This is a genomic window from Streptomyces sporangiiformans (assembly GCF_005768555.2).
GTDB classification, from domain to species: Bacteria; Actinomycetota; Actinomycetes; order Streptomycetales; family Streptomycetaceae; genus Streptomyces; species Streptomyces sporangiiformans.
Genome location: NZ_VCHX02000005.1, coordinates 1 through 26668, shown reverse-complemented (window position 1 = coordinate 26668; position 26668 = coordinate 1). Strand labels below are relative to the sequence as shown.

The 26668-nt window shown below is 69.7% G+C and carries 22 protein-coding genes and 4 pseudogenes; 19 read left to right on the top strand and 7 right to left on the bottom strand.

What is annotated here, in order from left to right; translation table 11 throughout:
- Positions 1–43: 43 nt before the first annotated feature.
- On the bottom strand, positions 44–595 hold the full coding sequence (locus FGD71_RS00185) for a hypothetical protein (RefSeq protein ID WP_240436304.1): 552 nt from the start codon (positions 593–595) through the stop codon (positions 44–46).
- On the opposite strand from FGD71_RS00185, the gene FGD71_RS49560 reads away from it, so the two are divergent.
- From FGD71_RS49560 to FGD71_RS49845, 5 genes are all read left to right on the top strand, one after another.
- The gene (locus tag FGD71_RS49560; protein WP_338120017.1) at positions 526–1008 is read left to right on the top strand and encodes an oxidoreductase C-terminal domain-containing protein; all 483 of its coding nucleotides are present in this window, start codon (positions 526–528) and stop codon (positions 1006–1008) included. The genes FGD71_RS00185 and FGD71_RS49560 overlap by 70 nt on opposite strands.
- Positions 1001–1333: a 2Fe-2S iron-sulfur cluster-binding protein gene (locus FGD71_RS00175; RefSeq protein ID WP_205571064.1), complete on the top strand. Its 333-nt coding sequence runs from the start codon at positions 1001–1003 to the stop codon at positions 1331–1333. The genes FGD71_RS49560 and FGD71_RS00175 overlap by 8 nt, the downstream gene beginning before the upstream one ends.
- Positions 1334–1804: 471 nt before the next feature.
- Entirely contained in the window at positions 1805–2296 is a 492-nt protein-coding gene (locus FGD71_RS00170; protein ID WP_119098301.1) for a DUF2975 domain-containing protein, read from the top strand.
- On the top strand, positions 2296–2517 hold the full coding sequence (locus FGD71_RS00165; RefSeq protein ID WP_010981499.1) for a helix-turn-helix domain-containing protein: 222 nt from the start codon (positions 2296–2298) through the stop codon (positions 2515–2517). Before FGD71_RS00170 ends, FGD71_RS00165 begins: the two co-directional genes overlap by 1 nt.
- 205 nt (positions 2518–2722) lie before the next feature.
- Complete coding sequence (locus FGD71_RS49845) at positions 2723–3085, top strand: SDR family oxidoreductase (RefSeq protein WP_338120016.1); 363 nt, start codon at positions 2723–2725, stop codon at positions 3083–3085.
- On the opposite strand, the gene FGD71_RS00155 is transcribed toward FGD71_RS49845, so the two are convergent.
- Complete coding sequence (locus FGD71_RS00155) at positions 3018–3926, bottom strand: LysR family transcriptional regulator (RefSeq protein WP_119098299.1); 909 nt, start codon at positions 3924–3926, stop codon at positions 3018–3020. The genes FGD71_RS49845 and FGD71_RS00155 overlap by 68 nt on opposite strands.
- A gap of 132 nt (positions 3927–4058) precedes the next feature.
- Between FGD71_RS00155 and FGD71_RS00150 the strand changes: the two genes are divergently transcribed.
- From FGD71_RS00150 to tcuA, 3 genes are all read left to right on the top strand, one after another.
- Positions 4059–5177: a PrpF domain-containing protein gene (locus FGD71_RS00150; RefSeq protein WP_119098298.1), complete on the top strand. Its 1119-nt coding sequence runs from the start codon at positions 4059–4061 to the stop codon at positions 5175–5177.
- Entirely contained in the window at positions 5174–6625 is a 1452-nt protein-coding gene (gene dctA / locus FGD71_RS00145; protein WP_119098297.1) for a C4-dicarboxylate transporter DctA, read from the top strand. Before FGD71_RS00150 ends, dctA begins: the two co-directional genes overlap by 4 nt.
- A gap of 74 nt (positions 6626–6699) precedes the next feature.
- The gene (tcuA, locus tag FGD71_RS00140) at positions 6700–8184 is read left to right on the top strand and encodes an FAD-dependent tricarballylate dehydrogenase TcuA (RefSeq protein ID WP_119098296.1); all 1485 of its coding nucleotides are present in this window, start codon (positions 6700–6702) and stop codon (positions 8182–8184) included.
- A gap of 62 nt (positions 8185–8246) precedes the next feature.
- Here tcuA and FGD71_RS00135 read toward each other — a convergent pair.
- Positions 8247–8589, bottom strand: a pseudogene (locus FGD71_RS00135) (ArsR/SmtB family transcription factor).
- A 137-nt stretch (positions 8590–8726) separates the two neighbouring features.
- On the opposite strand from FGD71_RS00135, the gene FGD71_RS00130 reads away from it, so the two are divergent.
- A complete protein-coding gene (locus tag FGD71_RS00130) occupies positions 8727–9704 on the top strand; it encodes a quinone oxidoreductase family protein (protein WP_119098295.1) in 978 nt (325 codons plus the stop codon).
- Between the two features lie 1024 nt (positions 9705–10728).
- On the opposite strand, the gene gap is transcribed toward FGD71_RS00130, so the two are convergent.
- Positions 10729–11751: a type I glyceraldehyde-3-phosphate dehydrogenase gene (gene gap, locus FGD71_RS00115; protein ID WP_119098293.1), complete on the bottom strand. Its 1023-nt coding sequence runs from the start codon at positions 11749–11751 to the stop codon at positions 10729–10731.
- Between the two features lie 169 nt (positions 11752–11920).
- On the bottom strand, positions 11921–12616 hold the full coding sequence (locus tag FGD71_RS00110) for a response regulator (RefSeq protein WP_119098292.1): 696 nt from the start codon (positions 12614–12616) through the stop codon (positions 11921–11923).
- Positions 12617–12990: 374 nt separating this feature from the next.
- On the opposite strand from FGD71_RS00110, the gene FGD71_RS00105 reads away from it, so the two are divergent.
- The 8 genes and pseudogenes from FGD71_RS00105 to FGD71_RS00070 all read left to right on the top strand — a co-directional run bounded on the left by FGD71_RS00105 (position 12991) and on the right by FGD71_RS00070 (position 23623).
- Entirely contained in the window at positions 12991–13863 is an 873-nt protein-coding gene (locus tag FGD71_RS00105; protein WP_119098291.1) for a universal stress protein, read from the top strand.
- Between the two features lie 177 nt (positions 13864–14040).
- A complete protein-coding gene (gene adhP / locus FGD71_RS00100) occupies positions 14041–15051 on the top strand; it encodes an alcohol dehydrogenase AdhP (protein WP_119098290.1) in 1011 nt (336 codons plus the stop codon).
- Between the two features lie 114 nt (positions 15052–15165).
- Positions 15166–17859 (top strand): pyruvate, phosphate dikinase, encoded by a 2694-nt coding sequence (ppdK, locus tag FGD71_RS00095; protein WP_119098289.1) that lies wholly within the window; start codon positions 15166–15168, stop codon positions 17857–17859.
- Positions 17860–18174: 315 nt separating this feature from the next.
- Entirely contained in the window at positions 18175–18897 is a 723-nt protein-coding gene (locus tag FGD71_RS00090) for a CBS domain-containing protein (RefSeq protein ID WP_420878215.1), read from the top strand.
- Positions 18898–19281: 384 nt separating this feature from the next.
- Positions 19282–21974 (top strand): annotated as a pseudogene (gene adhE, locus FGD71_RS00085) (bifunctional acetaldehyde-CoA/alcohol dehydrogenase).
- A gap of 129 nt (positions 21975–22103) precedes the next feature.
- The gene (locus FGD71_RS00080) at positions 22104–22568 is read left to right on the top strand and encodes a pyridoxamine 5'-phosphate oxidase family protein (RefSeq protein ID WP_119098288.1); all 465 of its coding nucleotides are present in this window, start codon (positions 22104–22106) and stop codon (positions 22566–22568) included.
- A 320-nt stretch (positions 22569–22888) separates the two neighbouring features.
- Positions 22889–23053 (top strand): annotated as a pseudogene (locus FGD71_RS00075) (transposase); the annotation flags it as partial.
- Between the two features lie 144 nt (positions 23054–23197).
- Entirely contained in the window at positions 23198–23623 is a 426-nt protein-coding gene (locus tag FGD71_RS00070) for a GNAT family N-acetyltransferase (protein WP_119098303.1), read from the top strand.
- A 12-nt stretch (positions 23624–23635) separates the two neighbouring features.
- Here FGD71_RS00070 and FGD71_RS00065 read toward each other — a convergent pair whose 3' ends face one another.
- Complete coding sequence (locus tag FGD71_RS00065; RefSeq protein WP_162930972.1) at positions 23636–24742, bottom strand: tyrosine-type recombinase/integrase; 1107 nt, start codon at positions 24740–24742, stop codon at positions 23636–23638.
- Positions 24743–24843: 101 nt separating this feature from the next.
- Positions 24844–25380, bottom strand: a complete 537-nt coding sequence (locus FGD71_RS00060) for a dihydrofolate reductase family protein (protein WP_119098286.1) — start codon at positions 25378–25380, stop codon at positions 24844–24846.
- A gap of 46 nt (positions 25381–25426) precedes the next feature.
- Between FGD71_RS00060 and FGD71_RS00055 the strand changes: the two genes are divergently transcribed.
- Together FGD71_RS00055 and FGD71_RS00045 are read left to right on the top strand one after the other, a co-directional pair.
- A complete protein-coding gene (locus FGD71_RS00055; protein WP_119098285.1) occupies positions 25427–25924 on the top strand; it encodes a hypothetical protein in 498 nt (165 codons plus the stop codon).
- A gap of 294 nt (positions 25925–26218) precedes the next feature.
- Positions 26219–26668: pseudogene (locus FGD71_RS00045) on the top strand (leucine zipper domain-containing protein); the annotation flags it as partial.

Sequence of the window (26668 nt, the reverse complement as noted above, 5' to 3'; positions counted from 1 at the left end):
GAGGCTCCGGTCCCGGGCCGCTTCGCGGCCCGGGAGGGGGAGATCAGGCGGGCTTGCGGCCGAAGTCGGCCCAGGCCGAGGTGCCGGGCTGGACGGAGTGGGATTCGTCGGCGACGACCAGGTCGGCGGGGCGGGAGTCGTGCCGGCGGTGCTGGACGATCGACATCAGGTCCTCGGCGAACCGTCCGGCGGTCGCCGCCAGGCCGAGGGCGATGTCTACCTCACCGACGCCGACCAGGGCGGCGAGTTCGACGGCGGCGGCCATCTTCACCCGCATCCGGGAGGTGCCGGCCGCGGCGGCCTCGATCAGCCACGACTTGGCGCCGGGACCGAGGTCGAGGAATGCCTTCTCCGCTTCGTTGACGGGCTTCGGCCGGGGCTGGCGGGGGCCGCCGTCCATGCCCTGCGGGTGGTCGGGGTAGTGGGAGAGGTCGATCACCGGCCGTCCGGGCAGGGACAGTTGATGGCGGGCGACCTCCGTCAGACCCGCGGGACCCTGCATCCACTCGGGCCGGCGGACCAGGTGTGACGGTGTCCTGGTCGACGCCGTGGCCCGGACCGAGGACCCCGACATCGTCGCCGCGGGCGACTGCACGCGACAGTGGCACGGTTTCCTCGGCCGCAGCGTGCGGCTCGAGTCCGTTCAGAACCACTGACCAGGCCAGAATCGCGGCCCGGACCCTGTGCGGGAAGCCGACCGAACGCTTTACGGCGCCCTGGTTCTGGTCCGATCAGTACGACCATAGACTCCAGATGGCCGGCCTCCCGCAGGCGGGCGACACAGCTGTCGTCCGCGGCGACCCGTCATCGCACTCCTTCACAGTGGTTTATCTGCGTGATGGCGTGATCACCGGCCTGCACGCTGTCAACCGGCCGCGGGATTTCGCGGCCGGCCGGCAGCTCGTCGCGGCGCGGGCCGCCATGGCCCGAGGTGAAGCCGTCTCGGAAGACGTCCCGCTGTCCGAATCGATGAAGCAACACCAGTCCACCGTAGAAAGGCGTGCCTGACGTGCCAGTGATCAGGTTCATCGAGGCCGACGGAACACCGCACCCCGTGGAGGCCGTCGTCGGCCAGAGCCTCAAGCAAGCAGCACTTGACCATCTCGTGCCCGGCATCATCGGCGACTGCGGCGGCTGTGCTTCCTGCGGAACCTGCCACGCCTACATCGACGAGAAGTTCCTGCCGGTCCTCCCTCCGGCTGATGAAAACGAGGAGATGATCCTCGAGGGGGTACCGGCGCCACGCACCTCCAACAGCCGCCTCACCTGCCAAGTCCCTGTGACAGCCGAAATGGCCGGGATGGAAGTACACATTCCTGAGACCCAGTTCTAGGGACAGATCATGTCGCGAGTGCCCGGCGCTTGGTGGCCAACCATCTCTGAGCCAAACGGCCAACTGTCTTTGAGCGCAGCCCGGTCATCAGCGGTCGCGCCACCACCTCTGGCCAACTATCGCTGACGGCCACAGTTCCACCCGGCCGTGTGACCGTTCGCGACAGGTGGCGGACGTTCACGCTGGCTGTCGAAGGCCCCGAGTCGATCACCGGCGCTGCCGCGATTTGTCGAGATAGGTGACACCTGATCTTGATGGTTGACACCCAGGGCTTCGGTACAGTCGGGCGGCGTCCGATTTGCGTTGAAGTGAGGCCGACTTCGACAAGATCAAGACGGTTCACGCAACCGCCACACCATGAGGGACGGCGAACCGCCATCGTGCGAACCTGCCACCACTCTCCACCCCAGCCCTTGTTTAATCTATCGACTTTCGATAGATTCCCATCGTCATTCGATGGAAGGATGGGTCGTGGGAAAGCTGACAGTGCGCGCGCTGCGCGCCGTGCTCGTGGTGGTGCTCGCTGGCACCGTGTTCGTACAGGCAGGGATGGCGTGGGCGTTGGTCAGCGGGAGCGACCCGGAGGACGGGTCACTCCCGCTGACCCCGCTGCGCGTGATCACGATCCTGGGCATGGTGTCGGTCCAGGTCGCCCTGGTCTGCGTATGGCGGCTGGTGACGATGGTGCGACGCGGAACCGTGTTCTCCCACGCCGCCTTCCGGTATGTGGACGGCGTGATCGGCGCGATCGTGGCGGCTGCCCTCGTGTGGTTCGCGGTCACGGCCCTCAACGCGCCGGGCCAGCGGGCCGACCCGGGCGTCACCGTCATCATGGGCGGGATCGGCCTGGCCATCCTGGGGGTCGCGCTCATCGTGCTCGTGCTGCGGATGCTGCTCGCCCAGGCCGTCGCGCGCGACGTCGAAGCGGCGCAGATGCAGGCCGAGTTGGACGAGGTGATCTGATGCCGATCGCAGTCGACATCGACGTGATGCTGGCCAGGCGGAAGATGTCCGTAGGCGAGCTCGCGGACCGCGTAGGGATCACGCCCGCCAACCTGGCGGTACTCAAGAACGGCCGCGCCAAGGCGGTGCGCTTCGCGACGCTCGCCGCGCTCTGCGAGGTGCTCAAGTGTCAGCCGGGCGACCTGCTGCGCTGGGAGGCCGAGGATGCCGCAGGCGGATGACGTGCCCTTCCAAGGTCATGGAGTTCTCGACGTCCCGTGATCCGAATGGAAGACCGTGCCTGCCGACGCATCATCACCGATCCCGCCTGCCTCTTGACCAACTCCGCGAGCATCCCGGGGCCGTGCGGAGGAGATCCCGGGCCTGCTGGAGCGACTGGCCGAGTTACCCGACCCTCGCGATCCGCGCGGCACGGCACGCTCGCTGGTGGCGTGCCCGGTTCGGGTCTCGGATCCGCCAAGCTCGAACTCACCCGCCGCCAGGCCCTCGAACTCACCCCTCGCGGCATCCGGGTCAACACGTCAGTCCCGGCTACGTGTGGACCGAGGTACTCGACCGCGCCGCCGATGGCGACCGCGACAAGTGGGACCCGATTCGGGGCGCCGCCTGCCCCTGGGCCGCTGCGCCGAGCCGCACGAGGTGGCCGACGTGATCGCGTTCCTAGCCTCCTCGGCCGCTTCGTTCGTAACCGGTGGCGAGGTTTGCGGACCAACGCGGCATGTCATGACGCCGTGCCGGCCGCAGCGCTGTCGCGCAGAAAGCCCGCGAAGGCCTGGGCGGCAGGGGTGAGAACGTGGTCGCTCATGCGGACAAGGAGGATGCGGCGCACCGGAGCGGGGGGTTGCAGCGGCAAGACACTGACGCCGCCTCGGATGCCTTCCAGGGCCAGGGTGGGGGCGAGGGCGACGCCGATGCCGGTGGCGACCATGGCCTGGGCCTCCTGGTAGTCGTGGGCCTCGTAGGCGATCTGCGGCTCGAAGCCGGCCGCGCGGCAGCTGCGGGCGAGGGCCTCGGCCACCGGGTGGTTCTCGGCGCGGGTGATCCACGGGTCGTTCGCGAAGTCGGCGAGGGCGGCCGAACGGCGGCCGGCGAGGGGGTGGTTCTGGCTGACGAGGAGGGCCGGGGGGTCGTCGACGACTGAGGAGACGACGATGTCCTCGCGGTCGATGCGGTTCCAGTCGTAGTCCCACATCAGGGACATCTCGATTTCCCGGTTCTCCAACATCGCCCACAGGCCCGCGATGCGGGCACTGCGCACCGTCAGTCGTACGTCGGGGTGCGCTTCCCGGAAGGCGATCACGGCCCGGGGGAGGAGAGATGCACCGACAGTGGGGAAGGTTCCGATACGGAGGGTGCCCGCGCGCAGTCCCGCGAAGTCGGCCAGCTCGTTCTCCGCGGCCGTCAGTTCGCGCTCGATCCGCTCCCCGCGCTCGGCCAGAGCGCGTCCCGCGTCGGTGAGCGTGACGCCTCGCGCATGACGCTCGAACAAGGGCTGCCCGGCCTCCGCCTCCAAACGGCTGACCTGCTGGGACACCGCTGACGGCGTGTAGTTGAGAGCCCGTGCGGTCGCGGTGACCGAGCCCCGGCGAGCGACCTCTGTGAAGAGCAGGATGCGCCGGACGTCGAGCACCGCCCCACCTCCAGCGTTAATTCCAACTTAATACCCCTGCAGATTTCCGAGATTGTACTTCACGCTCTCCGCGCCCACTGTGGATCGCACCACGCACGGAAGTGCCGTCGGGGTTTCCACGAGGAGTCTGTTGTGTTGCGTCTGCAGGGCGAGATGATCCGCGGAGGAACCAGCAAGTGCTGGATCTTCGGCCACCACGATGTGGTGGCGACCGGCGTGGACGCCGACACCCTGCTGCTCGCCGCCTACAACGCCGCCGACCCCCGCCAGATCGACGGCGTCGGCGGCGCCTCCTCCACCACCTCCAAGGCCGCGATCGTCCAGATATCGGCTGAGCCGGGCATCGACGTCGAGTACGCCTTCGCACAGGTCGGTATCGGTGACGAGCGCGTGGAGTGGACCAGCAACTGCGGCAACTGCGCCACCGCCGTCGCCCTGTACGCCGTCCACAACGGCCTGGTGCGGATCACGTCGGACTCCACCACGGTGCGGATGGTCAACGTCAACACCGGGGCCCGCCTCAGCGGCACCATCCCCACCCCGGGACGTACGGTCACGGACGAGGGCACGGCCGCGGTGCCGGGCACGGCCGCGCTCGGTGTGCCGGTTCTGCTCGGCTTCGAGGACCCGGCGGGTTCGACCACGGGACGCGCCCTGCCGACCGGCCGCACCCTGGACACCCTGACGGGGCCCACCGGTCCGGTCGAGGCGTCCCTCGTCGACGCCGGCGCCCCGGCCGCGCTGTTCGAGGCCAAGGCGTTCGGTCTCCAAGGCACCGAATTCCTGGCCGAGTTCGCCGCGGCGGTACCCGCGCTCACCGTGCTGCGTCGTCAGGCCGCCCTGGCCATGGGCCTGGCCAAGGAGAACGATCCCGTCAGCCACGCCGTGCCGAAGGTCGGCGTCGTCGCCCGCCCTTCCGCCTACCGCACCACCGACGGCACCCCGGTCGGACAGGACGAGTACGACCTGGCCGTCCGCATGGTGTCGATGCACGCCCCACATCCGGCGATCGGTCTCACTTCCGCCGTCGCCCTGGCCACCGCAGCCGCCACCCCCGGCACCCTCGCCCACCGCGTCGCCCGGCAGACCGCCGACGGCACGCTGCGCCTGGGCACCCCCGCAGGCGTCATCACCGCCCAAGCCGTCCCCGCCGCGGAGGGCGCGTCCCCCACGGTGCTGCTGCACCGCGCCGCCCGCCGCATCGTCCGAGCCGAACTCCTCGTTCCCGTCCTGGAAGGACGCCCCGCATGAGCCGCAACGACGCCGCCCCGGGCACCGTCACCGCTCCACCGCGCCGCATCCGCCGATTGCTGTCCCTGCTCTACGTCCAGTGCCTGATCGGCGTCCTCGCCGGGGCCGTCGCCGGCTGGCTGTGGCCGTCCTTCGGAGCCGAACTCAAGCCCCTGGGCGACGGCTTCATCGCCCTGGTACGCATGATGATCGCGCCGGTCATCTTCTGCACCGTCGTCCACGGCATCGCCTCGATGGGCAACGCGCGTGCCGTCGGCCGGGTCAGCCTCAAGGCGCTGATCTACTTCGAGATCCTGACCACCGTCGCCATGGTGATCGGCCTGGTCGTCGTCAACGTCGTCCAGCCCGGCAGCGGACTGCACGTCGATCCCTCCACCCTCTCCACCGAGGGCCTGCCGCCGGAGGCGACAGAGAGCCACGAGAGCTTTGCCGCGTTCACGCTCGCCATCATTCCTGACACCCTGATCAGCGCGCTGACCGGCCACGACATCCTGCCGGTGCTTCTGGTCTCGGTGCTGTTCGGTTTCGGCCTCAACGCCAGCGGCGCGGCGGGCCTGGGGATCACCCAGGGCATCGAGAAGTTGTCCAAGGTCCTCTTCACGCTCATCCGCTGGATCATGCGGCTGGCCCCGATCGGCGCCTTCGGCTCCATGGCCTTCACCATCGGCAACTACGGTCTGGACACCCTGCGTCACCTCTTCCTGCTGGTCGGCTCCTTCTGGCTCACCGCCCTGTTCTTCGTCCTGGTCGTCCTCGGTACGGTCATGCGCATCAACGGCCTGCGCCTGCTGCCCTTCCTCCGCTACATCAAGGAAGAGCTGTTGATCGTCCTGGGCACCTCGTCCAGCGAGCCGGTGCTGCCGCGCATGATGGCCAAACTGCAGCACGCGGGCGCCTCCAAGCCGGTCGTCGGCATCACGCTGCCTGCCGGGTACTCCTTCAACCTCGACGGCACCGCGATCTACCTGACCATGGGCGCGGTGTTCCTCGGCCAGGCACTCGGCATCGACCTCAGCCTCACCGAGCAACTGTCGATGCTCGCCGTCATGCTGCTCACTTCCAAGGGCGCGGCCGGCGTCACCGGCTCCGGCTTCATCGCCCTGGCCGCGACCCTCAGCGCCGTTCCGCACGTACCCGTCGCCGCCCTGGCGCTCATCTTCGGCATCGACCGCTTCATGTCCGAGGCCCGCGCCCTGACCAGCGTCGTCGGCAATGGCGTCGCCACCCTGGCGGTGGCCAAGTGGGAGGGGCAACTCGACGAGGACCGTGCCAAGGCCGTCCTCCGTGGCGAGATCCCGTACACCTCCGCTCCCGAGGGCGACCACTCCCCCGAACCGCAGGTCGATCCCGCATCCGGCGTGAAGCCCGAGGATGGCGAGGAGGCCGAGGAGGCCGACTCGACGGCAGCGGCCGGAAAGGACCGTGACCCCGTGGCTGCCGCCGGCTGACGTACTCCCACACAGCCGGTCCGGAGCCTGTGCTCCGGACCGGCCCCTTCTCGTGATCAGGAGGACCCGCACTTATGGCAGCACCCTGGGACGTCATCGTGGTCGGTGGCGGAAACGCCGGCTTCTGCGCCGCGCACAGCGCCCGCCAGGAGGGAGCCCGAGTCCTCGTACTGGAAAAGGCCCCACGGCAATGGGCCGGTGGCAACTCCTACTTCACCGCCGGCGCCATGCGTACCAGCCACGGCGGACTCGCCGATCTAAAGGACCTCCTCGAACCGTCCGCGCAGGACCGCTTCCCCCTCACCGACCTCGACCCGTACACCGGCGACGACTTCCTCGACGACTTGGTCAGGGTGACGCGCGGGCGCACCGACACCGGCCTCGCGCGGATTCTGGTCGGCGAGTCCCGCGCGACGATGGACTGGCTGCGCGACCTGGGTCTGCGGTTCGAGCTGATGTACCACCGGCAGGCGTACGAGGTGGACGGCCGCCACCGCTTCTGGGGCGGTCTGGCGGTCGGCGTGGCCGGCGGCGGCAGGGGGATGATCGAGCAGCATCTGGCGGCCGCCGAACGCGCCGGTGTGCACCTGCGCTTCGACGCCCCCGTCATCCGCCTGGCCATCGCATCCGAGGGCACTGTCCAAGGCGTAGTGCTCGCCGGCGGAGACGTACTGGAATCCAGCGCCGTGGTCCTCGCCGCCGGCGGATTCGAGGCCAACCCGCAGATGCGCGCCGCCCATCTCGGCCCCGGCTGGGACCTGGCCCTGGTCCGTGGCACCCCCTACAACACGGGCGACGGCGTCCGCATGGCCCTCGACGCCGGTGCTCAGCCGTACGGCCACTGGAGCGGCTGCCATGCCGTCGCCTGGGACGCGGGAGCACCGCCCACCGGCGACCGCGAGCTCACCAACCAACTCACCCGCGGCGGCTACCCGTTCGGCATCGTGGTCAACACCGACGGCCGCCGCTTCGTCGACGAGGGTGCGGACTTCCGCAACTACACCTACGCCAAGTACGGCGCCGAGATCCTCCGGCAGCCCGGAGGCACCGCCGTCCAGATCTTCGACGCCAAGGCCGCGCGGGTGCTGCGTCCCGAGGAGTACGCCTCGAAGAACGTCACCGGCGTCACCTCCGGCAGCGTGCGAGGGCTGGCCCGGGAGCTCGGCATCGACGAGGACCAACTCGCCTCCACGGTGGAGGAGTTCAACGCAGCGATCACCGGCGGCCCGTTCGACCCGACAGTCAAGGACGGCAGCCGCACCGAGGGGATCGCACCACCCAAGTCCAACTGGGCCCAGCCCCTCGACACTCCTCCCTACACCGCCTACCCGGTCACCTGCGGCATCACGTTCACTTTCGGCGGCCTGCGCGTCGACCCCGACGCACGCGTCCTCGACACCCGCGGACTGCCCGTCCCAGGACTCCACGCTGCGGGTGAACTCGTCGGCGGACTCTTCTACTTCAACTATCCGGGCGGCTCGGGGCTGACTGCCGGGTCGGTGTTCGGCCGCAGGGCCGGCCACTCCGCGGCGGCCGCTGCGGCAGGTCGGGCCGGGTGAGTCCGATCAGCCCGAGCCGGACGGCCAGTTAGTCGCCAGGCATGGTGCGCGAGCCACCTGATTCAGTCGGCGCCGTCGGCCCGGAGGAGCAGGTCGAGCAGCCCGGGGAAGCGCGCGTCGAACTCCTCGCGGCGCAGACGGTTGACCCGCTTGGGTCCCTGGTCGCGCTGTTCCCAGGCCCGCGCCACGCAGGACCGAGAAGTGGTGACTGAGCGCGGCCTTGCCGACCGGCACGTCGAAGCTGCCGCAGCTGCGCGTCCAGTCGACGGAGCCAGCGAGCTCGCGGATCAGCTGGATGCGCACGGGATCAGCGAGCGCGGACAGCGCGGTCAGCACGTAAACCTCCTCGGGATCCGCATGTACCGGCGCGACGCGGTGACTGCCGCCCGCAGCCTGGTTTGTCATGCCCCTCTCCTCGCCATGCACGGCCTCTGTGGGACACCCCACAGGAGTGATCCAGCGGCTTGCCGAGTGTTCGATGAGCATCTTACAGTCCGAGTGTTCGCTTTCCATTGAACAATGATCGAAGGGTGCGTTCCGCTATGCGCGCAGTCGAGTTCCAGGAGTACGGCGACCCCGAGGTGCTGAAGGTCGTGCAGACCGAAACCCCCGAGCCCGGGCCGGGCCAGGTCACCATCGACGCCGTCTATGTGGGCGTGAACTTCGCGGACCTCAAGGCGCGCGCCGAGGGCTACCGGGTGGAATCGCTGCCCTTCCGCCCGGGCCTGGAGGTCTCCGGCCGGATCCGGGCCGTCGGCCCCGGCGTCGAGGGGCTGCACCCGGGGCAGGAAGTCGCCGCCCTGGTCAACAGCGGCGCGTACGCGGAGGTGGTCGTCGCCGAGACCGCCACCGTGTTCCCGCTCACCGAGGGCCTGGACCTGCGGACCGCGGCCACACTCCCCACCGTGCTGCCGACCGCGCACGCCTTGCTCCACGAGGTCGGGCAACTGCGCGCCGGACAGAGCGTGCTGGTACACGGCGCAGCGGGAGGTATCGGCACGGTGGCCGGACAGCTGGCCCGGGCGGCGGGCGCCGGCGCGGTGTACGGCGTGGTCTCCTCCACGGCCAAGGCCGGGCACGCCCTCAAGCACGGCTACGACGAGGTGTTCACCACCGACTCCTTCCCCGACGACGCCCGCCGCGCCACCGGCGGCAGGGGGGTCGACCTGATACTCGACCCGGTGGGCGGCGACACCCTTCGCCGCGGCCTCGACACGCTGGCCGTCTTCGGACGCCTGGTGTCCTTCGGCAACGCGAGCGGAGCCGAGCCCTGGCACGTCGGACAGCCCGAGCTCTACGCCCAGGGCCGTTCGGTCGCGGGCTTCTCCGTCCTGGCTCTCGCGCAGTCGGCATCCGAGGCACTGCGCTCACTCACCGAACGCGCCTTCCGCAAGGTCACCGACGGCACCGTGACCCTGCCGGTCACCGCGGAGTTCCCCCTGTCCAACGCGTCCGAAGCCCACCGGCTGATGGGCGGACGCACATCGACGGGCAAGCTGCTGCTGCGGGTGGCCGACTGAACACAGCCGCCCATCGTCACGTGCCCAAAAACGACAGGAACTCGGGCAAAGGAATGAAGGAGAGCAGCGTGAACCGCGGGGCCCGTTCGCCATCGCCCTCGCCGGATCACGACGGGCGGCCGACCTACTGCCCGCATGCCTGGCGGCCGGGGGCGTCCTCCTGCTCAGCGGAGGTGGCGTCCCCCTCGACCCGGGCGGCCTCGCCCTGGCCGCGGTGGCGGCGTGCTGCTGGGCCGGCTACATCCTCGTCTCCTCCCCCATGGCGCGACACCTCAGCGGCGGCGCGGGCCTGGCGCTTGCGGTGCTGTGGGCCGCACTGCTGAGCGCCCCGTACGGCGTCGCCCACGCGGGGAGCGCGCTACTGGACCCACATGTGCTGTGGGTAGCCGCCAGCGTGCTGCCGTACTCGCTCAACCTGGAGGCGCTGCGCCGGACTCCCCCTCGCGTGTTCGGCGTGCTGACGAGTGCTACGCACGCTACAGCGCGGCAGACGACTCGCTGGTGCCTTATTTCGCCCACAAGTTCGGCGCAACCGGAGCTTAGGCCGACCGCGCGCCAAGATGGTCCGCAGTCGCGACGTGTACACGGCCGAGCTCATCGACATGGCATCGACGCTGTGGGTACGACTCCGGCTCCGCAACGCCGTTGAACAAGCTCACCGCGTTTCATCAGCAAGGTGACGAGACCAGTGCGTGCCGATCGTCCGACCGCAGCTCGGCCACGGCGACGGGCCCCACCGCGACGCCGTCAGCGGACGCCTAGGACTTGTCCGGCCGATCATGTCACTGCCCCGTGCCCCGAGTCGTTGTTGTGGACATGGGGCGGGGTGATCTGACGGATGACGAGTGGGAACGGCTGCGGCCGTTCCTGCCGGTCAGCAACGGTCGTTGTGACCGGTGGCGGAGTCATCGACAGGTGATCGACGGGATCCTGCACCGGGTTTGGACCGGAGTTTCGAGGAACTGGGCCGGCCGGCTCATCCATCTTCCGTGCCAGGTGCGTGGCGGCACCCGGTCCGTCAGGTCTACGGGAGCCGGGCGGCGACGTATTCGGTGAGGTCGAGCAGGCGGTTGGTGTAGCCCCACTCGTTGTCGTACCAGCCGAAGACCTTGACCAGTTCGCCGTGCGCCTGGGTCAGTGGGGCGTCCAGGACGCACGAGGCGGGGTCGCCGACCACGTCGCGGGAGACGATCGGGGCGTCGGAGACTCGCAGGATGCCCTTCAGCGGCCCGTCGGCGGCCTCCCGGAAGGCGGCGTTGACCTCGTCCGCGGTCACGGGCCGGTCGAGGATCACGCTCAGGTCGGTCAGGGAGCCGTCCTCGACGGGGACTCGTACGGCGATTCCGTCGAGGGTGCCGGACAGTTCCGGCAGGACGAGGCCGACGGCGCGGGCGGCGCCGGTGCTGGTGGGGATGATGTTGACGGCGGCTGTGCGGCCCCGGCGGAGGTCCTTGTGCGGGCCGTCGAGGACCACCTGGTCGTTGGTGTAACCGTGAATGGTGGTCATCAGGCCTTTGGCGAGGCCGAAGTGCTCGTCCAGCACCTTCACCATGGGCGCCACGCAGTTGGTGGTGCACGAGGCGTTGGAGACGACGTGGTCCCGCTCCGGATCATACGTGCCTTCGTTGACGCCCATGACGACGGTGGCGTCAACTCCCTTGCCTGGGACGGAGAGCAATACCTTGCGTGCGCCCGCCGTCAGGTGCAGGCCGGCCTGCTCGCGGGTGCGGAAGCGGCCGGTCGACTCGATGACGACGTCCACTCCGAGGTTCGCCCAGTCCAGCTCGGCCGGGTCACGCTCGGCGGTCACGGCGACGCGGTGCCCGTCCACGGTCAGTGAGACGTCGTCGTGTTCGACGGTGCGGCCGAGGCGCCCATACGTCGAGTCGTACTCCAGTAGGTGGGCCAGTGCCGCCGGCGAGGCGAGGTCGTTGACCGCCACGACCTCGACCGGTGTGCCGGTACCGGTCTCCGCGCGCTCCAGCACGCAGCGCAGGTAGTTGCGTCCGATGCGGCCGAAGCCGTTGATGCCCACGCGCACGCTCATGTCCGTCGTCCTCCCGATCGGTGCCCGGTTGTGTTCCGGAGTGCGCTGCCAGCCTGCGCGCGGGGGAGGAGGAGGGGCATGGGCCGTACGGGGGCGAGGCAAGGGACGTTCGGCCCAGCGCACCGCACGGCATCCCTGAGGCTCGCGGACCGCACGGCATCCCCGAGGCTCAGTGTCCGTTCTGCTTCAACCTGTCCTGGGCCTGGCTCGCGATGACCGCGGCCTGGATGCGCCGCTCCACGCCGAGCTTGGCCAGCAGACGGGAGATGTGGTTCTTGACGGTCTTCTCGGCGAGGTAGAGCCGCTGGCCGATCTGGCGGTTGGTCAGGCCCTCACCGATCAGGGCGAGGATCTCCCGCTCACGGTCGGTCAAGTTCGGCAGGCCGTCGTCGGGTTCCGGTTCCTTGCTCTGCTCGCCACGGAGACGGGCCATCAGCTTGGTGGTGGCGCTGGGGTCCAGCAGAGACTGGCCCCGGGCCACCGTGCGTACGGCCGACACGAGGTCCGAGCCCTGGATCTGCTTCAGGACGTACCCGGAAGCCCCTGCCATGATCGAGTCCAGCAGGGCCTCCTCGTCGTCGAACGAGGTCAGCATCAGGCAGGCCAGCTCCGGCATGCGAGAGCGCAGCTCCCGGCACACGCTCACGCCGTCTCCATCCGGCAGGCGTACGTCGAGCACCGCCACCTGGGGGCGCAGCGCGGGAACCCGCACGAGGGCCTGTTCGACAGTGCCGGCCTCGCCGATCACCGTGATGTCCGGCTCGTCGTTCAGCAGGTCGCGCACCCCGCGTCGTACCACCTCGTGGTCGTCCAGCAGGAAGACCTGGATCGGGGTCTCGGGGGTGGGCTGCTCACTGTCCGCCATCGACGGCTCCTGTCCCTGCGTGGTCTGTCTCCTGCACCGGAATTCTCCCGGTGGACGTCACCGGTCTGTCACCGGTCCTCGCCTGTTCGAGATCCTGCGTGATCCTGGGCCGAACGGCCAGGGCCGGTCGGCCCTCCTTTCCCGGACGTCCCGGGCTTCTCGAGGGGCTCGTTCCGTTGACTGCCCGGTGCGGCCGCCACCGAACGGGGCGAGCCTTCTGCGACAGGCCGGAAGCCCAGGGCCGGACGGTCAGGGCCGGACGGTCAGGGTCGGGGCCGTCCGGCCCATGGAAGCGCATACACCCCGCCGTGACGCTCAGGACGAAAAGGCGGCGCGCATCGCCGCGGCCCGTCGTACCGAACACGGAGGTCTCCATGAATCGCCCCATCACCGTTGGTCTGGACGGCTCCCCCGCGAGCCTGGCGGCGGCCGACTGGGCCGCAAGTGAGGCCGGGCGCCGCGCTCTGCCGCTGCGACTGGTCCACGCCTGGATCTGGCAGCCGCACGACGTGCCCGTCACGCAGGACCTGGACACCCAGAAGCAGTGGGCCCACAGCTTCCTGCGTGAGGCCGAGCAGGAGCTGCGCGAGCGGTACCCGGGGCTGACCATCGGCAGCGGGCTGATCGCCGACACCGCGACGCAGGTGTTGCTGGACCAGGCGGAGGAGGCCGAGATGCTGGTGCTGGGCTCCAGCGCACATGGCGCCGTCGCCGGATTCCTGCTTGGTTCCGTCGGGCAGCAGGTGCTCGCCCGGGCGAAGAACCCGGTGGTCATGGTGCGGGCGAAACCGGGCTCAGCCTCTGAGCGCGACGGCGGCCAAGTGGTCGTCGGGCTCCGGGACCTGAGCGAGCGACCCGATCGCCTGCTGGAGTTCGCCTTCGGCGCGGCCGCCGCTCGCGGGACCGCCTTGCGCGCCGTCCACGCACCTGACCTGCCATCGCTGTACGGCTACGGACCCGCCGTCGGGCGGTTGGCCAGTCGGGAAGGAGGTATCACTGGGCAGGCGGAGCAGGCGCTGGCTCACGCGCTCCAGCCGTGGCGGGAGAAGTACCCCCAGGTCCCGGTCGCTCACACCGTCGATCTCGCCAACGCCTCCGGCGTCGTGCTGAGGGCCGCCGCGCAAGCCGGGCTCGTGGTCGTCGGCCGCAAGGTGCACCGTCCCTCGCTCGGCATGCGCATCGGGCCGGTCACCCACGCCGTACTGCACCACGCCGCCGCCCCCGTCGCGGTCGTCCCGCACGGCTGAGGGCCGGTTTCCGCACGGCTTGAGGGCCGGTTTCCGCACGGCTTGAGGGCCGGTTTCCGCACGGCTTGAGGGCCGAGCGGCCCCACCACCAAGGACATCCGGTACCTGCCGTCGCGCCGGTGCGCCACCCGACCCTGGAGCCGCACCGTACCGACAGACAAATCTGAGGAGCATCACATGAAGGCAGCAGTCGTCCGGTCCTTCGGCCAGCCGCTGGTGATCGAGGAGCGGCCCGACCCGGAGCCCGGCCCCGGCCAGGTCCGTATCCGCGTCGAGGCGTCCGGACTGTGCCACACCGACATCCACGCCGCCCACGGCGACTGGCCCGTCAAACCCAACCCCCCGTTCATCCCCGGCCACGAGGGCGTCGGCATCGTCGAAGCGCTCGGGGACGGCGTGACGCACCTGGCCGTCGGCCAGCGGGTGGCCGTGCCCTGGCTGGGCTGGGCCTGCGGGCGGTGCGAGCACTGCCTCTCCGGCTGGGAGACGCTGTGCGAGCAGCAGCAGAACACCGGCTACAGCGTGGACGGCGGGTACGCCGAGAAGATGCTCGCCCCGGCCGACTTCGCCGCTCCCGTCCCCGACGGCATCGACCCGCGCGACGCCGCCCCGCTGACCTGCGCCGGCGTGACCACGTACAAGGCACTCAAGGTCGCCGGCGTCCGCCCGACCCAGCTGGTGGCGATCTCCGGCGTCGGCGGCCTCGGACACCTCGCCGTGCAGTACGCGAAGATCGCCGGAGCCACCGTCGCCGCGATCGACGTCACCGACGACAAGCTCGAACTCGCCCGCGAGCTCGGCGCCGACATCCTCATCGACGCCCGAACGGAGGACCCCGCTGAGGTCCTCAAGCAGCACGGCGGCGCCCACGCCGCCATCGCGCTGGCCGTCAACGAGCAGGCATTCGCCTCCGTCTACGGCGGACTGCGCCGCGGTGGCAAGCTGGTCATGGTCGCCCTGCCCGCCGGCGGAACCATCCAGGTACCGATCTTCGGCACCGTCCTGAACGGCACCTCCGTCATCGGTTCTATCGTCGGTACCCGCCAGGACCTGGACGAGGTGTTCCAGCTCCACGCCGCCGGACGGACGAAGGTGATCTACGAGACCCGGCCGCTCGACTCTGTCAACGAGTCCATCGCCGAGGTCCTGAAGGGCCAGATCAAGGCACGCATTGTCTTCGAGATGTGACCCGACCGAACCTGTCCGCCGCGCGTCGTCCGCCGCCCGGCCACGACGCCCGGCGGACGCGACCGGGCCCCACAAAAGTTCCCCTGGGGACGCAGGACGAAAGGGCACACCGTCATGGACCGTTACGTGTACGACTTCACCGCGGGCGGCCGTGACATGGCCGACCTGCTCGGCGGCAAGGGCGCCAACCTGGCCGAGATGACCCGGATGGGCCTGCCCGTGCCGCCTGGCTTCACCGTCACCACAGAAGCATGCCGCGCCTTCCTGGCCGCCGGCACCGAGCCGGACGGTTTGGCCCGCGAGATCTCCGATCATCTGACGGTTCTGGAGGAGGCCGCAGGGCGGCGGCTGGGGCAGCCGGACGACCCGCTGCTGCTGTCCGTCCGGTCCGGGGCCCGGTTTTCCATGCCCGGCATGATGGAGACGATCCTCGACATCGGCCTGGGCGACGAGTCCGTGCTCGGGCTGGCGAAGTCGTCCGGGAACGAGCGCTTCGCCTGGGACTCCTACCGCCGGCTTGTGCAGATGTTCGGCAGCACCGTCATGAGGGTCGACAGCACGTTGTTCGAGAACGCCCTGGCCCGTCTCAAGGACGCCAGCGGTGCAGCGGACGACCTGGGCCTGGACGCGGCCGATCTGGCCGGGCTCGTCGAGATCCACAAGGAGCTGATCCGCCAGGAGACGGGCGAGTACTTCCCGCAGTCCCCGGCCGAGCAGCTGCGCCGGGCGGTCCTGGCCGTCTTCGAGTCCTGGAACGGCGAACGCGCCCGCCTCTACCGCCGTCGCGAGCACATCCCCGACGACCTGGGCACCGCGGTCAACGTGCAGACCATGGTGTTCGGCAACCGCGGCCCCGACTCCGGCAGTGGCGTCGCCTTCACCCGCGACCCGGCCACGGGCCGCCCCGGCCTGTACGGCGACTACCTGTCCAACGCCCAGGGCGAGGACGTCGTCGCCGGCATCCGCAACACCGTCCCGCTGACCGACCTGGAGCACCTGGATCCGCCGTCGTACACGCAACTGCGCGACCATCTGCGCACGTTGGAGTCCCACTACCGAGACCTCTGCGATATCGAATTCACCATCGAGCGCGGCCGGTTGTGGATGCTGCAGACCCGGGTCGGCAAGCGCACCGCCGAGGCCGCGTTCGCCATCGCCGCGGAGCTCGTCGACGAGGATCTGATCACCCCGGTCGAGGCCCTGGCGCGTGTCAGCGGGGACGGGCTGGCCCGGCTGATGTTCCCCCGGTTCGACACCTCGGCCGTCGGCCACGCGCTCGCGCACGGCATCCCGGCCTCGCCGGGCGCCGCCGTCGGTGCCGCGGTGTTCGACTCGGCCGAGGCGGTACGACGCGCTGCCGCCGGGGAGAAGGTCGTCCTCGTACGGCAGGAGACCACCCCCGACGACCTGCCCGGCATGGTCGCGGCCCAGGCCGTGCTGACCAGCCGCGGCGGCAAGACCAGCCACGCGGCCGTGGTCGCCCGCGGCATGGGCAAGGTCTGCGTCTGCGGGGCCGAAGACATGACCGTGGACACGCAGGGACGCCGCTTCACCGTGGGCGCCACCACCGTCGAGGAGGGCACGGTCATCTCCGTCGACGGCACCGAAGGCGCCGTCTACCCGGGCGCGGCTCCGCTGGTCGACTCCGCTGTGATGCGGTACTTCGAGACAGGCGGGCAGGGTGAACGGTCGGACGAGCTGGTCGACGCCGTGGCCCGCGCCATGCAACAGGCCGACGGCGTACGGAGGTTGGGCGTGCGGGCGAACGCCGACACACCCGAGGATGCCGCCCGTGCCCGCCGGTTCGGCGCCGAGGGCATCGGGCTGTGCCGCACCGAGCACATGTTTCTCGGCGACCGGCGGCAGCTGGTCGAGGCGATGATCCTGGCCCGCACCGACGCCGACCGCGAGCGGGCCCTGGACGCGCTGCTGCCGCTGCAGCGGCAGGACTTCATCGGCATCCTGGAGGCGATGGACGGCCTGCCGGTCACGATCCGCCTCCTCGACCCGCCGCTGCACGAGTTCCTGCCGGACCGCACTGAACTCGCCGTACGCCTCGCAGCGGCCGAGGCACACGGCACACCGCCCAGCGCGCACGACGCCGAACTGCTGGACGCGGTGAACCGCATGCACGAGGAGAACCCGATGCTCGGCCTGCGCGGCGTACGCCTGGGGCTGGTGGCGCCGGGACTGGTGGCCATGCAGGTACGGGCGATCGCCGAGGCGGTCGTGGAACGCAAGCGGGCGGGCGGGGATCCGCGTGCGGAGATCATGGTGCCGCTGATCGACACGGTCGAGGAACTGCGGATCGTGCGTGAGGAGGTGGAGCAGGTGCTGGCCGGGGTCTCCAAGGCTTCGGGCGTGCCCGTCGAGTGCCCGGTCGGAACGATGATCGAGCTGCCCCGGGCCGCGCTCACCGCGGGCCAGATCGCCGCGGAGGCGGAGTTCTTCTCCTTCGGTACGAACGACCTGACCCAGACCACCTGGGGCTTCTCCCGGGACGACGTCGAGGCGGCGTTCTTCTCCGCCTACCTCGACAAGGGCATCTTCAAGGTGTCCCCGTTCGAGACGATCGACCGCGATGGCGTGGGCCGGCTGGTCCACATCGCTGTCGCCGAAGGCCGTGCGGCGCGGCCAGACCTGAAGATCGGCGTCTGCGGCGAGCACGGCGGTGACCCGGACTCCGTGCACTTCTTCCACGGTGTGGGACTGGACTACGTCTCCTGCTCGCCGTTCCGGGTTCCGGTCGCCCGCCTGGAGGCCGGACGGGCCGCACTCCCCGAGACGGAGACGAGCGACAGCAGGTGAGGGCGCCCTGGGCATAGCTCTCGGCCCCCGTACCGACCCGAACAGTGGGGCAGGTGGGCCCTCGACGCGAGGACGCTCGGCCCTGCCCCGGCAGGCATCTGGGCGGGAGCATGAAGAGACAGCGGAAGGCCGAGTTCCGGGGACCGTCCGAAGGACGGCGACGGGCGCTCCGGCCACGGGGCCCGTGCCCGTGCGTTCCGGCCCTCGATGCCCATCGCAGGCCGCTGAGCTCCTGCTGGGTCAGACCCGCAGGCCCGGCACAACAGAACTCCGTCGCGCCCCGCTCGTGGACGCCGGACGAGGAAGGGAGTGGGCGTGATGACCCGCATCGTCGGCGAGGTGATGACCCGGGAGGTCGTCGAAGCGCGCCGCGAGACATCGTTCAAGGACGTGGCACGGCTGCTGGACCGGCACCGGATCAGCGGGCTGCCCGTCGTGGACCACGACGACAAGGTCCTGGGCGTGATCTCCGAGACCGACCTGATCCACGGCCAGGCGGCCCGGTCCACACCGGGCCGGGAACGGCGGCTCCGGCTGCCCGCACTGCGCCGCGCCACTCGTCACACAGCCGCCGTCGCGCGTGCCACAACCGCCGAGGACCTGATGTCGAGGCCCGCGATCACAGTGCATCCGGAACAGTCCGTCGCGGACGCCGCCCGCGTGATGGAACGCCACCACGTCGAACGTCTCCCGGTCGTGGACGAGGAGGACCGGCTGATCGGCATCGCCACCCGCCGCGACCTGCTGCGCGTCTTCCTGCGCACGGACGAGGAGATCCGCCAGGACGTGCTCGACGTGCTGACCCGCACCATGGGCCTGCTGCCCCACACCGTGATCGTGTCGGTCAGGGACGGCATGGCCACACTGGAAGGACGGCTGGAACTCCGCAGCGCCATCCCACAGGCCATCCGGCAGACGTGGCGGGTCGACGGAGTGGTCGGTGTCGTCAACAGCCTCACGTTCCGCATCGATGACACCCGCCCGCCCGAGAAGCACCCGTCACACAGGATCAAGCACCACTGGCTGCCCGAGCGCTGACCTCGGGCGGTGCGGGCTGAGGCGGGGTGGAGCGGGGGCGTGCGCGGGAACCCCCATCGGGGTGACCGGTCGGATGCTCTTTCGTCGCCACGCCACCAGCCGTCGCAGACCTGCGGCCGAGCGACAGCGGGTCCGTGCGAAACCCCGCGCGTGGGCCGCCCGGTCCGGCGGATTCGGGGCCGACCGGTCCGGCCGATTCGGGGCCGACCGGTCCGGCCGATTCGGGGCCGACCGGTCCCTGGCCAGGGACCGAAAGGACCTGGGGGACGGAACCAGGTCAGAGAGAAGCTGCTGGTGGGAACGGCACCGATCCCTCACGGTGCTGCTCCCGACAACCGGGCCGCCGCCACTGCGGCTTCAGTTCTCGACGACGGAGGCGCACCCATGACCCGCCACGACGACCGATCCGCGACCGAGGCCACGGCCACCGCCGCCGTGCCGTCCGACATCGCCATCGGCGTGGACCGGCTGGTGACGGCCGGTCTCAAGGCGCTCGACGACTACGACGCCCTCACCCAGGAGCAGGTCGACCACATCGTCAACAAGGCCTCGGTCGCCGCCCTGGACCAGCACACCGCGCTGGCCCGCCTCGCGGTGGAGGAGACCGGGCGCGGCGTCTTCGAGGACAAGGCGGCCAAGAACATGTTCGCTTGCGAGCACGTCACGCACAGCATGGGCCACATGAAGACCGTCGGTGTGATCGCCCGCGACGACATCGAGGACATGGTCGAGATCGCGGAACCGGTGGGTGTGGTGTGCGCGGTCACGCCCGTCACCAACCCGGCCTCCACCACCATCTTCAAGGCACTCATGTCCCTGAAGACCCGCAACCCGGTCGTCTTCGCCTTCCACCCCTCCGCCCAGCGCTGCAGCGCGCAGGCGGCCCGGATCGTACGCGACGCGGCCGTCGCCGCCGGCGCCCCGGAGCACTGCATCCAGTGGATCGAGACCCCGTCCGTCGAGGCCACCGGCACACTCATGCGCCACCCGGGCGTCTCGCTGATCCTCGCCACCGGCGGCAACGCCATGGTCAAGGCCGCCTACTCGGCCGGCAAGCCGGCCTTGGGCGTCGGCGCCGGGAACGTCCCCGCCTACGTACACAAAAGCGCCAAACTACGCCGGGCCGTCAACGACCTGGTGCTGTGCAAGTCGTTCGACAGCAGCATGATCTGCGCCTCCGAGCAGGCCATCATCCTGGACGATGAGATCTACGATGCGGCGCTCGCCGAGTTCCGCACCCTGCACGCCCACCTGGCGACCACCGAGGAGAAGGCGAAACTGGAAGCCTTCCTCTTCCCCACCGGCAAGACCACAGGCAGCGGCTGCGACCCCAAGGTCAACTCCGCGGCCGTCGGACAGAGTCCGGCCTGGATCGCCGAGCAGGCCGGTTTCACCGTGCCCGCCAACACGTCCGTCATCCTGGTCGAGGCCGAACGGGTCGGCCCGGACGAGCCACTGACCCGCGAGAAGCTCTGCCCCGTCCTCACCGTCCTGCGCGCCGCCTCCGAACGACAGGGCTTCGATCTGGCCGCCGACATATGGTCGCCTTCCACGGCCAGGGCCACAACGCCGTCATCCACACCGAGGACCGCGAACTCGCCGATGCATACGGCAGGCGCATCAAGACCGTACGGATCATCGTCAACGCCCCGTCCTCCCAGGGAGCCATCGGCGGCATCTACAACGGCCTGCTGCCGTCCCTGACGCTGGGCTGCGGCTCCTGGGGCAGCACGTCAGTGTCCAACAACGTCTCCGCTCCCCAACTGCTGAACGTCAAGCGGGTCGGCACGCGCCGCAACAACCTGCAGGGGTTCAAGGTCCCGCCGAAGATCTACTTCGAGCCGCAGGCCATCCGCTACCTCTCCGACATGCCCGACGTCCACCGCGTCACGATCGTCACCGACGCGACCATGACCCGCCTCGGCTTCGTCGACCGCGTCACCCGCGTCCTGCAACGCCGCCGCGAACCGGTCACCGTCCAGGTCATCGACAACGTCGAGCCCGAACCGAGCATCGACTCCGTCCGGCGCGGCGCCCGCCTGATGGGCGACTTCCGCCCCGACACGATCACCGCGCTCGGCGGTGGCTCGCCCATGGACGCGGCCAAGGTGATGTGGCTTCTGTACGAGCAGCAGGCCGACGGCAAGGACGTCGACTTCGCGGACATGCTGCACAAGTTCTCCGACATCCGTAAGCGCGCGTTCCGCTTCCCCGTCCTCGGCAGGCTCGCCCGCCTGGTGTGCGTGCCCACGACCTCCGGCACCGGCGCCGAAGTCACCCCCTTCGCCGTCATCTCCGACCCGGCGACGGGCAAGAAGTACCCGCTGGCCGACTACGCGCTCACCCCCAGCGTCGCCATCATCGACCCGCTGCTCACCACAGAGCTGCCCGCGGCGCTGGCGGCGGACAGCGGCTTCGACGCCCTCACCCACGCCATCGAGGCGTACGTGTCCGTGTACGCCAACGACTTCACCGACGGCTTGGCCCTGCATGCGATCCGCCTGATCTTCGATCACCTCGAGCCGGCGGTGAACGACCGCACCGGCCGGCCCGACGCGCAGGAGAAGATGCACAACGCCGGCACCATCGCGGGCACGGCCTTCGGCAACGCCTTCCTCGGCATCGTCCACGCCATGTCCCACACCCTCGGCGCCACCTTCCACATCGCCCACGGCCGCACCAACGCGGTCCTGCTCCCCCATGTCATCCGCTACAACGGCACCGTCCCCACGAAGCTCACCGGCTGGCCCAAGTACGAGAACTACCGGGCCCCCGAACGCTTCCAGGACATCGCCCGCACCCTGGGCCTGCCCGCCACCACCCCCGAGGTGGGCGTGGAGTCCCTCGCACACGCCGTGGAACGCCTGCGCGACACCGTGGGCATCGAGCCGTCGTTCCAGTCCCTCGGCATCGACGAGCGCGCCTTCCTCGACGCCCTGCCCCAGCAGTCTCTGAACGCCTACGAAGACCAGTGCGCCCCCGCCAACCCACGGATGCCCATGCTCGACGACATGCGGGAGCTCATGCGTACCGCCTACTACGGCCACACGGACACCCAGGACACCCAGGACGCCTGAGGGCCGAACCAACGCGCTTCAGGGCCGAACGGCCCTAGCGCAGCGATCACCGACGCGTTCGAATGAGCTGATCGAAACTTGCCCGAGATCACACAACAGTGAGCGAAGAAACCCGCGCGGAAGCCCACCATGACTCTCGACAACGCCAGTACGGTCCCCTCAGGACCTCGCCAGAGCATCGAGCTCGACGGCGACGAAGCCCTGCGACTGCTGGGCAGCGTGTCCCTGGGGAGGATCGTGTTCACCCGGCACGCGCTGCCGACCATCCGCCCGGTCAACCACATCCTGGACAACGGCGACATCGTCATCCGCACACATGAAGGCGCTGCCCTGACATCGCACACCCGGCAGGCCGGCGGCCCGGGCGTGGTCGTGGCGTACGAGGCCGACGCCATCGACCCGGACACACACCTCGGCTGGAGCGTGGTGGTCACCGGATACGCCCACCTGGTGACCGACCCGCAGGAGCTGGCCCATTACCAGAAGATGCTGCGCCCGTGGGTGCAGCACACCATGGACTACGCCGTCCGTATCCGCCCCGACCTGGTCACCGGTGTCCTTCTCACCGAGGCAGAACACCCCGCCAACGTCTGAATCCCTCTCCTGCGGGCAGGCTCTTCGTCCCTTGGGCCGGCGCCGCCCAAAGGCGTGACGCACCGCGCGGTGTGGCCGCGCCGAGTCCGGCTCCCACCGGTCGGCAGTACTCATCAGCTGTGTGCCGGTCGGCCCTCGTGGGCAGCGCATCGCGGGCGGCCCAGCGGCCTCGGCGAGGCTTTCGGGTGAGCCGGCCAGGCCGATGGTGATGGTGCGGGGCATGTGCGGACCTCCTCGGTCCAGCTCAACTCCGTCGAGTCCACCCTCGACCTGATCGCCTGATCCCCGTCTCCGCGTGGACGGGTACGGAGGAGCACGGGATGCGCCGACGCCACTATCCCTCGGACAACAGCATCGGGGAGTGGGCCTTGCTGGAGCCTCTGCTGCCCACGCCCGCATGCCAGAAACCAACCGGCGGGCACCCCGAGGCCCACCCTCGCCGCGAGATCGTGGACGCCATTCGGTATGTGGTGGACACGGGCTGCAAGCGGCAAGTTATTGAGAATCGGGGCAGGGATGTGACCTTTCTGGGTGGCTGCGTGGCTGGGAAGGCGCGAGGTGTGCCAGGTGCGGCGACGGCCTGTTGTCCGCCGCTCCCGCCGCCCGAGCGAGCGAGGCAGTATGAGGTCGTGATCACACAGATTTCGCGAGACGACCTGTCACTGCTTGAGCGGGCGGTCCGCCAGTTCCGTGGAGTCGAGGAGGCCGATGTGGTTCGGGCGTTTGCTGACACGCCCAGCGCACTCGCCTTCGTAGCGGCCGATGAGGCAGGGATCCTTGGGTGGTGCTGGGGGCACCATCTGGCGCGTCCGGACTCGTCATCGATGCTTTATGTTCACCAACTTGAGGTGGCGGAATCCCATCGGCGTCGGGGTGTCGGACGGGATCTTCTTCGCGCCTTCATGGAGGCGGGGGCCAAGGCCGGGGCCACGAAGATGTTCTTGACCACCGGCGAGGCGAACGTGGCGGCCCGGTCCCTGTACGAATCCCTCGGAGGTGGGCTTGCTGCGCAGGGACCCACGGTGAACTACTGGTTTCTCCTCGATCCGCACTAGGACTGAGCGTGGCTATTGGCCGCCGTGGTCTCCGCGACGACTGATCGTGTTCGTGAGCTGGGTCAGGGGCACGAAGTGGTCGGTGGTGCCCAGTTCCCTGGGGGTTGGGCCTGCCGGGGTGGGTGTGTCTGCGAGGCGTTCGGCGAGGGCGGTGACCGCCTCGCGGTCTCCTTCAAGGGCTTCGCGCTCGTCGTCGGTGAGGTCGAGCTGTTCGAGCATCTGGTCGATGCCGTCCTTGACGGCCAGCAACTGGCCGCGGGTGGAGTCCTTGGGGACGTAGAACGGGCAGCGTGCGCAGGCCAGCCGGTGGGGGCACTTGGCGAAGAAGTCGTAGGAGCAGTAGCCCTCGCCCAGGTCGTAGTACTTCCAGGGCTGTTCGCCGTCGGCGGCGGCGCCCGTGAGGATGGATTCACGGTCGATGAGGACCTGGATGGTGCGCACGTTCCGGCCGAAGTAGGCGGACCGGAAGAGCGGTCCGTCGATACGGCCGAACATGCCGCGGCGTTCGTTGAGGTAGGCCGAGAACAGCCGAGACGAGCTGACGCCGAAGGCGACTTCCCTGGCCCGCTGGGACTTGGTCGTCTCTGCCCGCAGATGAATCAGGCGGTGCGCGTGCTCGAAGTCCTCGACATCGAGTTGGACTAGCTCTTCTCGGCGCAGGGCACCGTCGTAGGCGAGCGCGACCATGAGCCGGTTGCGTAACGACTCCTCGGCGCACGCGGCGAGAATCCGCTGCCAGACGTCCTCGTTGGGGATCCAAGGTGCCTGCTCGAGGCGCCGCACGAGCCCCTGCCGAGGAGAACGGCCACGGCGGCTCGGCTGCCCTCGACGTACGGGATTCCGTTCGCGCAGCCCGTCTTCCACCAGGTACTCGTAGAAGGACCGCACGGCCACCACACGTTGCTGGACGGTCGCGTTCGCCGGTCCCGTCTCCGGATGCAGCGGCGCCTTCGCTGATCGCTGGCGGGGACGGTCGAGCATGTCCCCGATCCAGGCGGCAACCGTGTCCGCACCGGCCAGTACGGGATCTGTGCCTTCAACTGCACAGAATCGCAGGTGGTCCTCGACCGCCCGCCCGTACGCGTCGATCGTGTTGGAAGCCCGACCGATGTTCGTCATGAACTGCAGCCACCGTCTGGCCAGTTGATGTTCAGCGAGAGTGGGGAACTTGCCCCACGGGATGGGGGCCATGACAGCAGGCGAGTAGTTTGCGACCGTGCCTACTTGCGCACGTGGAAGCGCAGCATGGTGACCCCGCCCGACTGGACGTTGCTGAACGGTTCCAGGTCGATCCGGTCGAGGCCCGGCGGCGCGAAGCGGACGCCGTCGCCGAGCAGCACCGGCAGCACGTACACCAGGATCTCGTCGACGAGGCCGTGCTGCAGGCACTGGGCGGCCACGTCGGCGCCGAGGATCTCCAGGTTCTTGTCACCGGCGGCGTGGCGTGCCGTGGCCACGGCTTCCTCGATGTCGCAGGTGAGGAAGGTGACGTTGGGGTCCGGTTCGTCGGGCGGGCGGTGGGTGAGGACGAACTGCGCCCCACCGTCGTAGTCGGTGTTCTCGTCGGACATGCGCTTGCCGACCTCGTACGTGCCCCGGCCGATGAGCATGGCGCCCGTGGCCGCCATGACCTCCGGGAACGTCGCCGACGTCATGTGCTCGAAGATCCAGTCCATCGTGTGGCCGGGACCGGCGATGAACCCGTCGAGGGACATCACCCTGTTCACGACCACTTTGCCGGTGCTCGCATCCGTCATGCGTCTTCTCCAAGCAGGTGGAGGGCCGGGATCGCATCATAGGTCGGTGAGCAACATCTTCTCCGGCGGTAGCCACGACCTGGACCTGTCCAATGGCGCCACCGCGGTGTTCATCGACGTGCTGATGCTGGCCGTGTCCGATCTCGCCTCCGAGGACTGGGACTTCCGCTTCGCGGCGCTGCTGACCCTGCAGGACCAGAACGTCATGGGGCGCGGTGCCGTCGGGTTCGACCTGGCGGAGTTCGACTGGGGTGCGACGGAGCGGGAACGCGCCCGCGCGAAGGACTTCGTGCTGCGTGCCACAGCACTCGCGGCGAGCGGACATCGCTGGAGCGAGCTGGGCTACCACCCGCCCCGCGTGCATGACTACCTGCACCGCTTCACGACCATGGTGGAGTCCTGCACCCCGCCCGCCGACAGCAGCGCCGCACGCGGCTTCCCCGGCCCGGACGAGGCCGCGATGGCCTCGTGCGTGCGCCACCGCGTCCTCAGCGCGCTCCCGCTCTGGGACGGCTGCTTCCTCTGCAATCGGCCGTACTACTAGGGCCTGTCCGGCGGATCATGCCGACCCCAGCTGACGGCGCCTGATAAGCACGGGTGAGCGGGGTCTGGTGCGTGCAGCTGCAAGGCGGAGGAGGGAGTCGACGCGATGGGGGTCCCCCCTGCTCGAGCGAAGCCGAGAGCTTGGGGGAGTCGGCGACTGACGACAACGCCGCAGATGTGCGTGCCNGCCCTAGCTGTATTGATCACGAGCGTTGTTGACACCGGCCGGGCTTGATCATGGCGAAGACCTCCGATGTGGTGGAGCTGTCTAGGAACACACCGCACCGAGGTCTTCGTGTCCCACCGTAATGCCCGCCTGACCGTTCACGGCAGGCGGCTGCTGGTCGAACGTGTCCACTCCGGCCGCCCGGTCGCCCGTGTGGCCGCCGAAATGGGTATCTCCCGCGCCACCGCTCACAAATGGATCCGTCGCTGGCGGACCGAAGGCGAACCGGGCCTTGCCGACCGCTCCAGTCGGCCCCGAACGACGCCGCACCGCACCCCGGCCACCGACGAGGGCTCGCGTCTGCCGCCTGCGTCAGACCCACAAACTCGGCCCGGCCCGCATCGGCCCGATCCTGGGCCTGCCCGCCTCGACCGTGCACCGCATCCTGGTCCGGCACGGCCTGAACCGGCTGGCCCACCTGGACCGGCCCACCGGCCAGGTCATCCGCCGCTACGAACGCGCCCGGCCCGGAGAGCTGGTCCACGTGGACGTCAAGAAGCTCGGCCGGATCCCCGACGG

Coding starts and splice junctions, on each gene's coding strand:
- FGD71_RS00165 (WP_010981499.1), top strand. CDS start 2,296: ATGCCGATCGCAGTCGACATCGACGTGATGCTGGCCAGGCGGAAGATG.
- dctA (WP_119098297.1), top strand. CDS start 5,174: ATGAGCCGCAACGACGCCGCCCCGGGCACCGTCACCGCTCCACCGCGC.
- tcuA (WP_119098296.1), top strand. CDS start 6,700: ATGGCAGCACCCTGGGACGTCATCGTGGTCGGTGGCGGAAACGCCGGC.
- FGD71_RS00130 (WP_119098295.1), top strand. CDS start 8,727: ATGCGCGCAGTCGAGTTCCAGGAGTACGGCGACCCCGAGGTGCTGAAG.
- gap (WP_119098293.1), bottom strand. CDS start 11,751: ATGAGCGTGCGCGTGGGCATCAACGGCTTCGGCCGCATCGGACGCAAC.
- FGD71_RS00110 (WP_119098292.1), bottom strand. CDS start 12,616: ATGGCGGACAGTGAGCAGCCCACCCCCGAGACCCCGATCCAGGTCTTC.
- FGD71_RS00105 (WP_119098291.1), top strand. CDS start 12,991: ATGAATCGCCCCATCACCGTTGGTCTGGACGGCTCCCCCGCGAGCCTG.
- adhP (WP_119098290.1), top strand. CDS start 14,041: ATGAAGGCAGCAGTCGTCCGGTCCTTCGGCCAGCCGCTGGTGATCGAG.
- ppdK (WP_119098289.1), top strand. CDS start 15,166: ATGGACCGTTACGTGTACGACTTCACCGCGGGCGGCCGTGACATGGCC.
- FGD71_RS00080 (WP_119098288.1), top strand. CDS start 22,104: ATGACTCTCGACAACGCCAGTACGGTCCCCTCAGGACCTCGCCAGAGC.
- FGD71_RS00065 (WP_162930972.1), bottom strand. CDS start 24,742: ATGACGAACATCGGTCGGGCTTCCAACACGATCGACGCGTACGGGCGG.
- FGD71_RS00060 (WP_119098286.1), bottom strand. CDS start 25,380: ATGACGGATGCGAGCACCGGCAAAGTGGTCGTGAACAGGGTGATGTCC.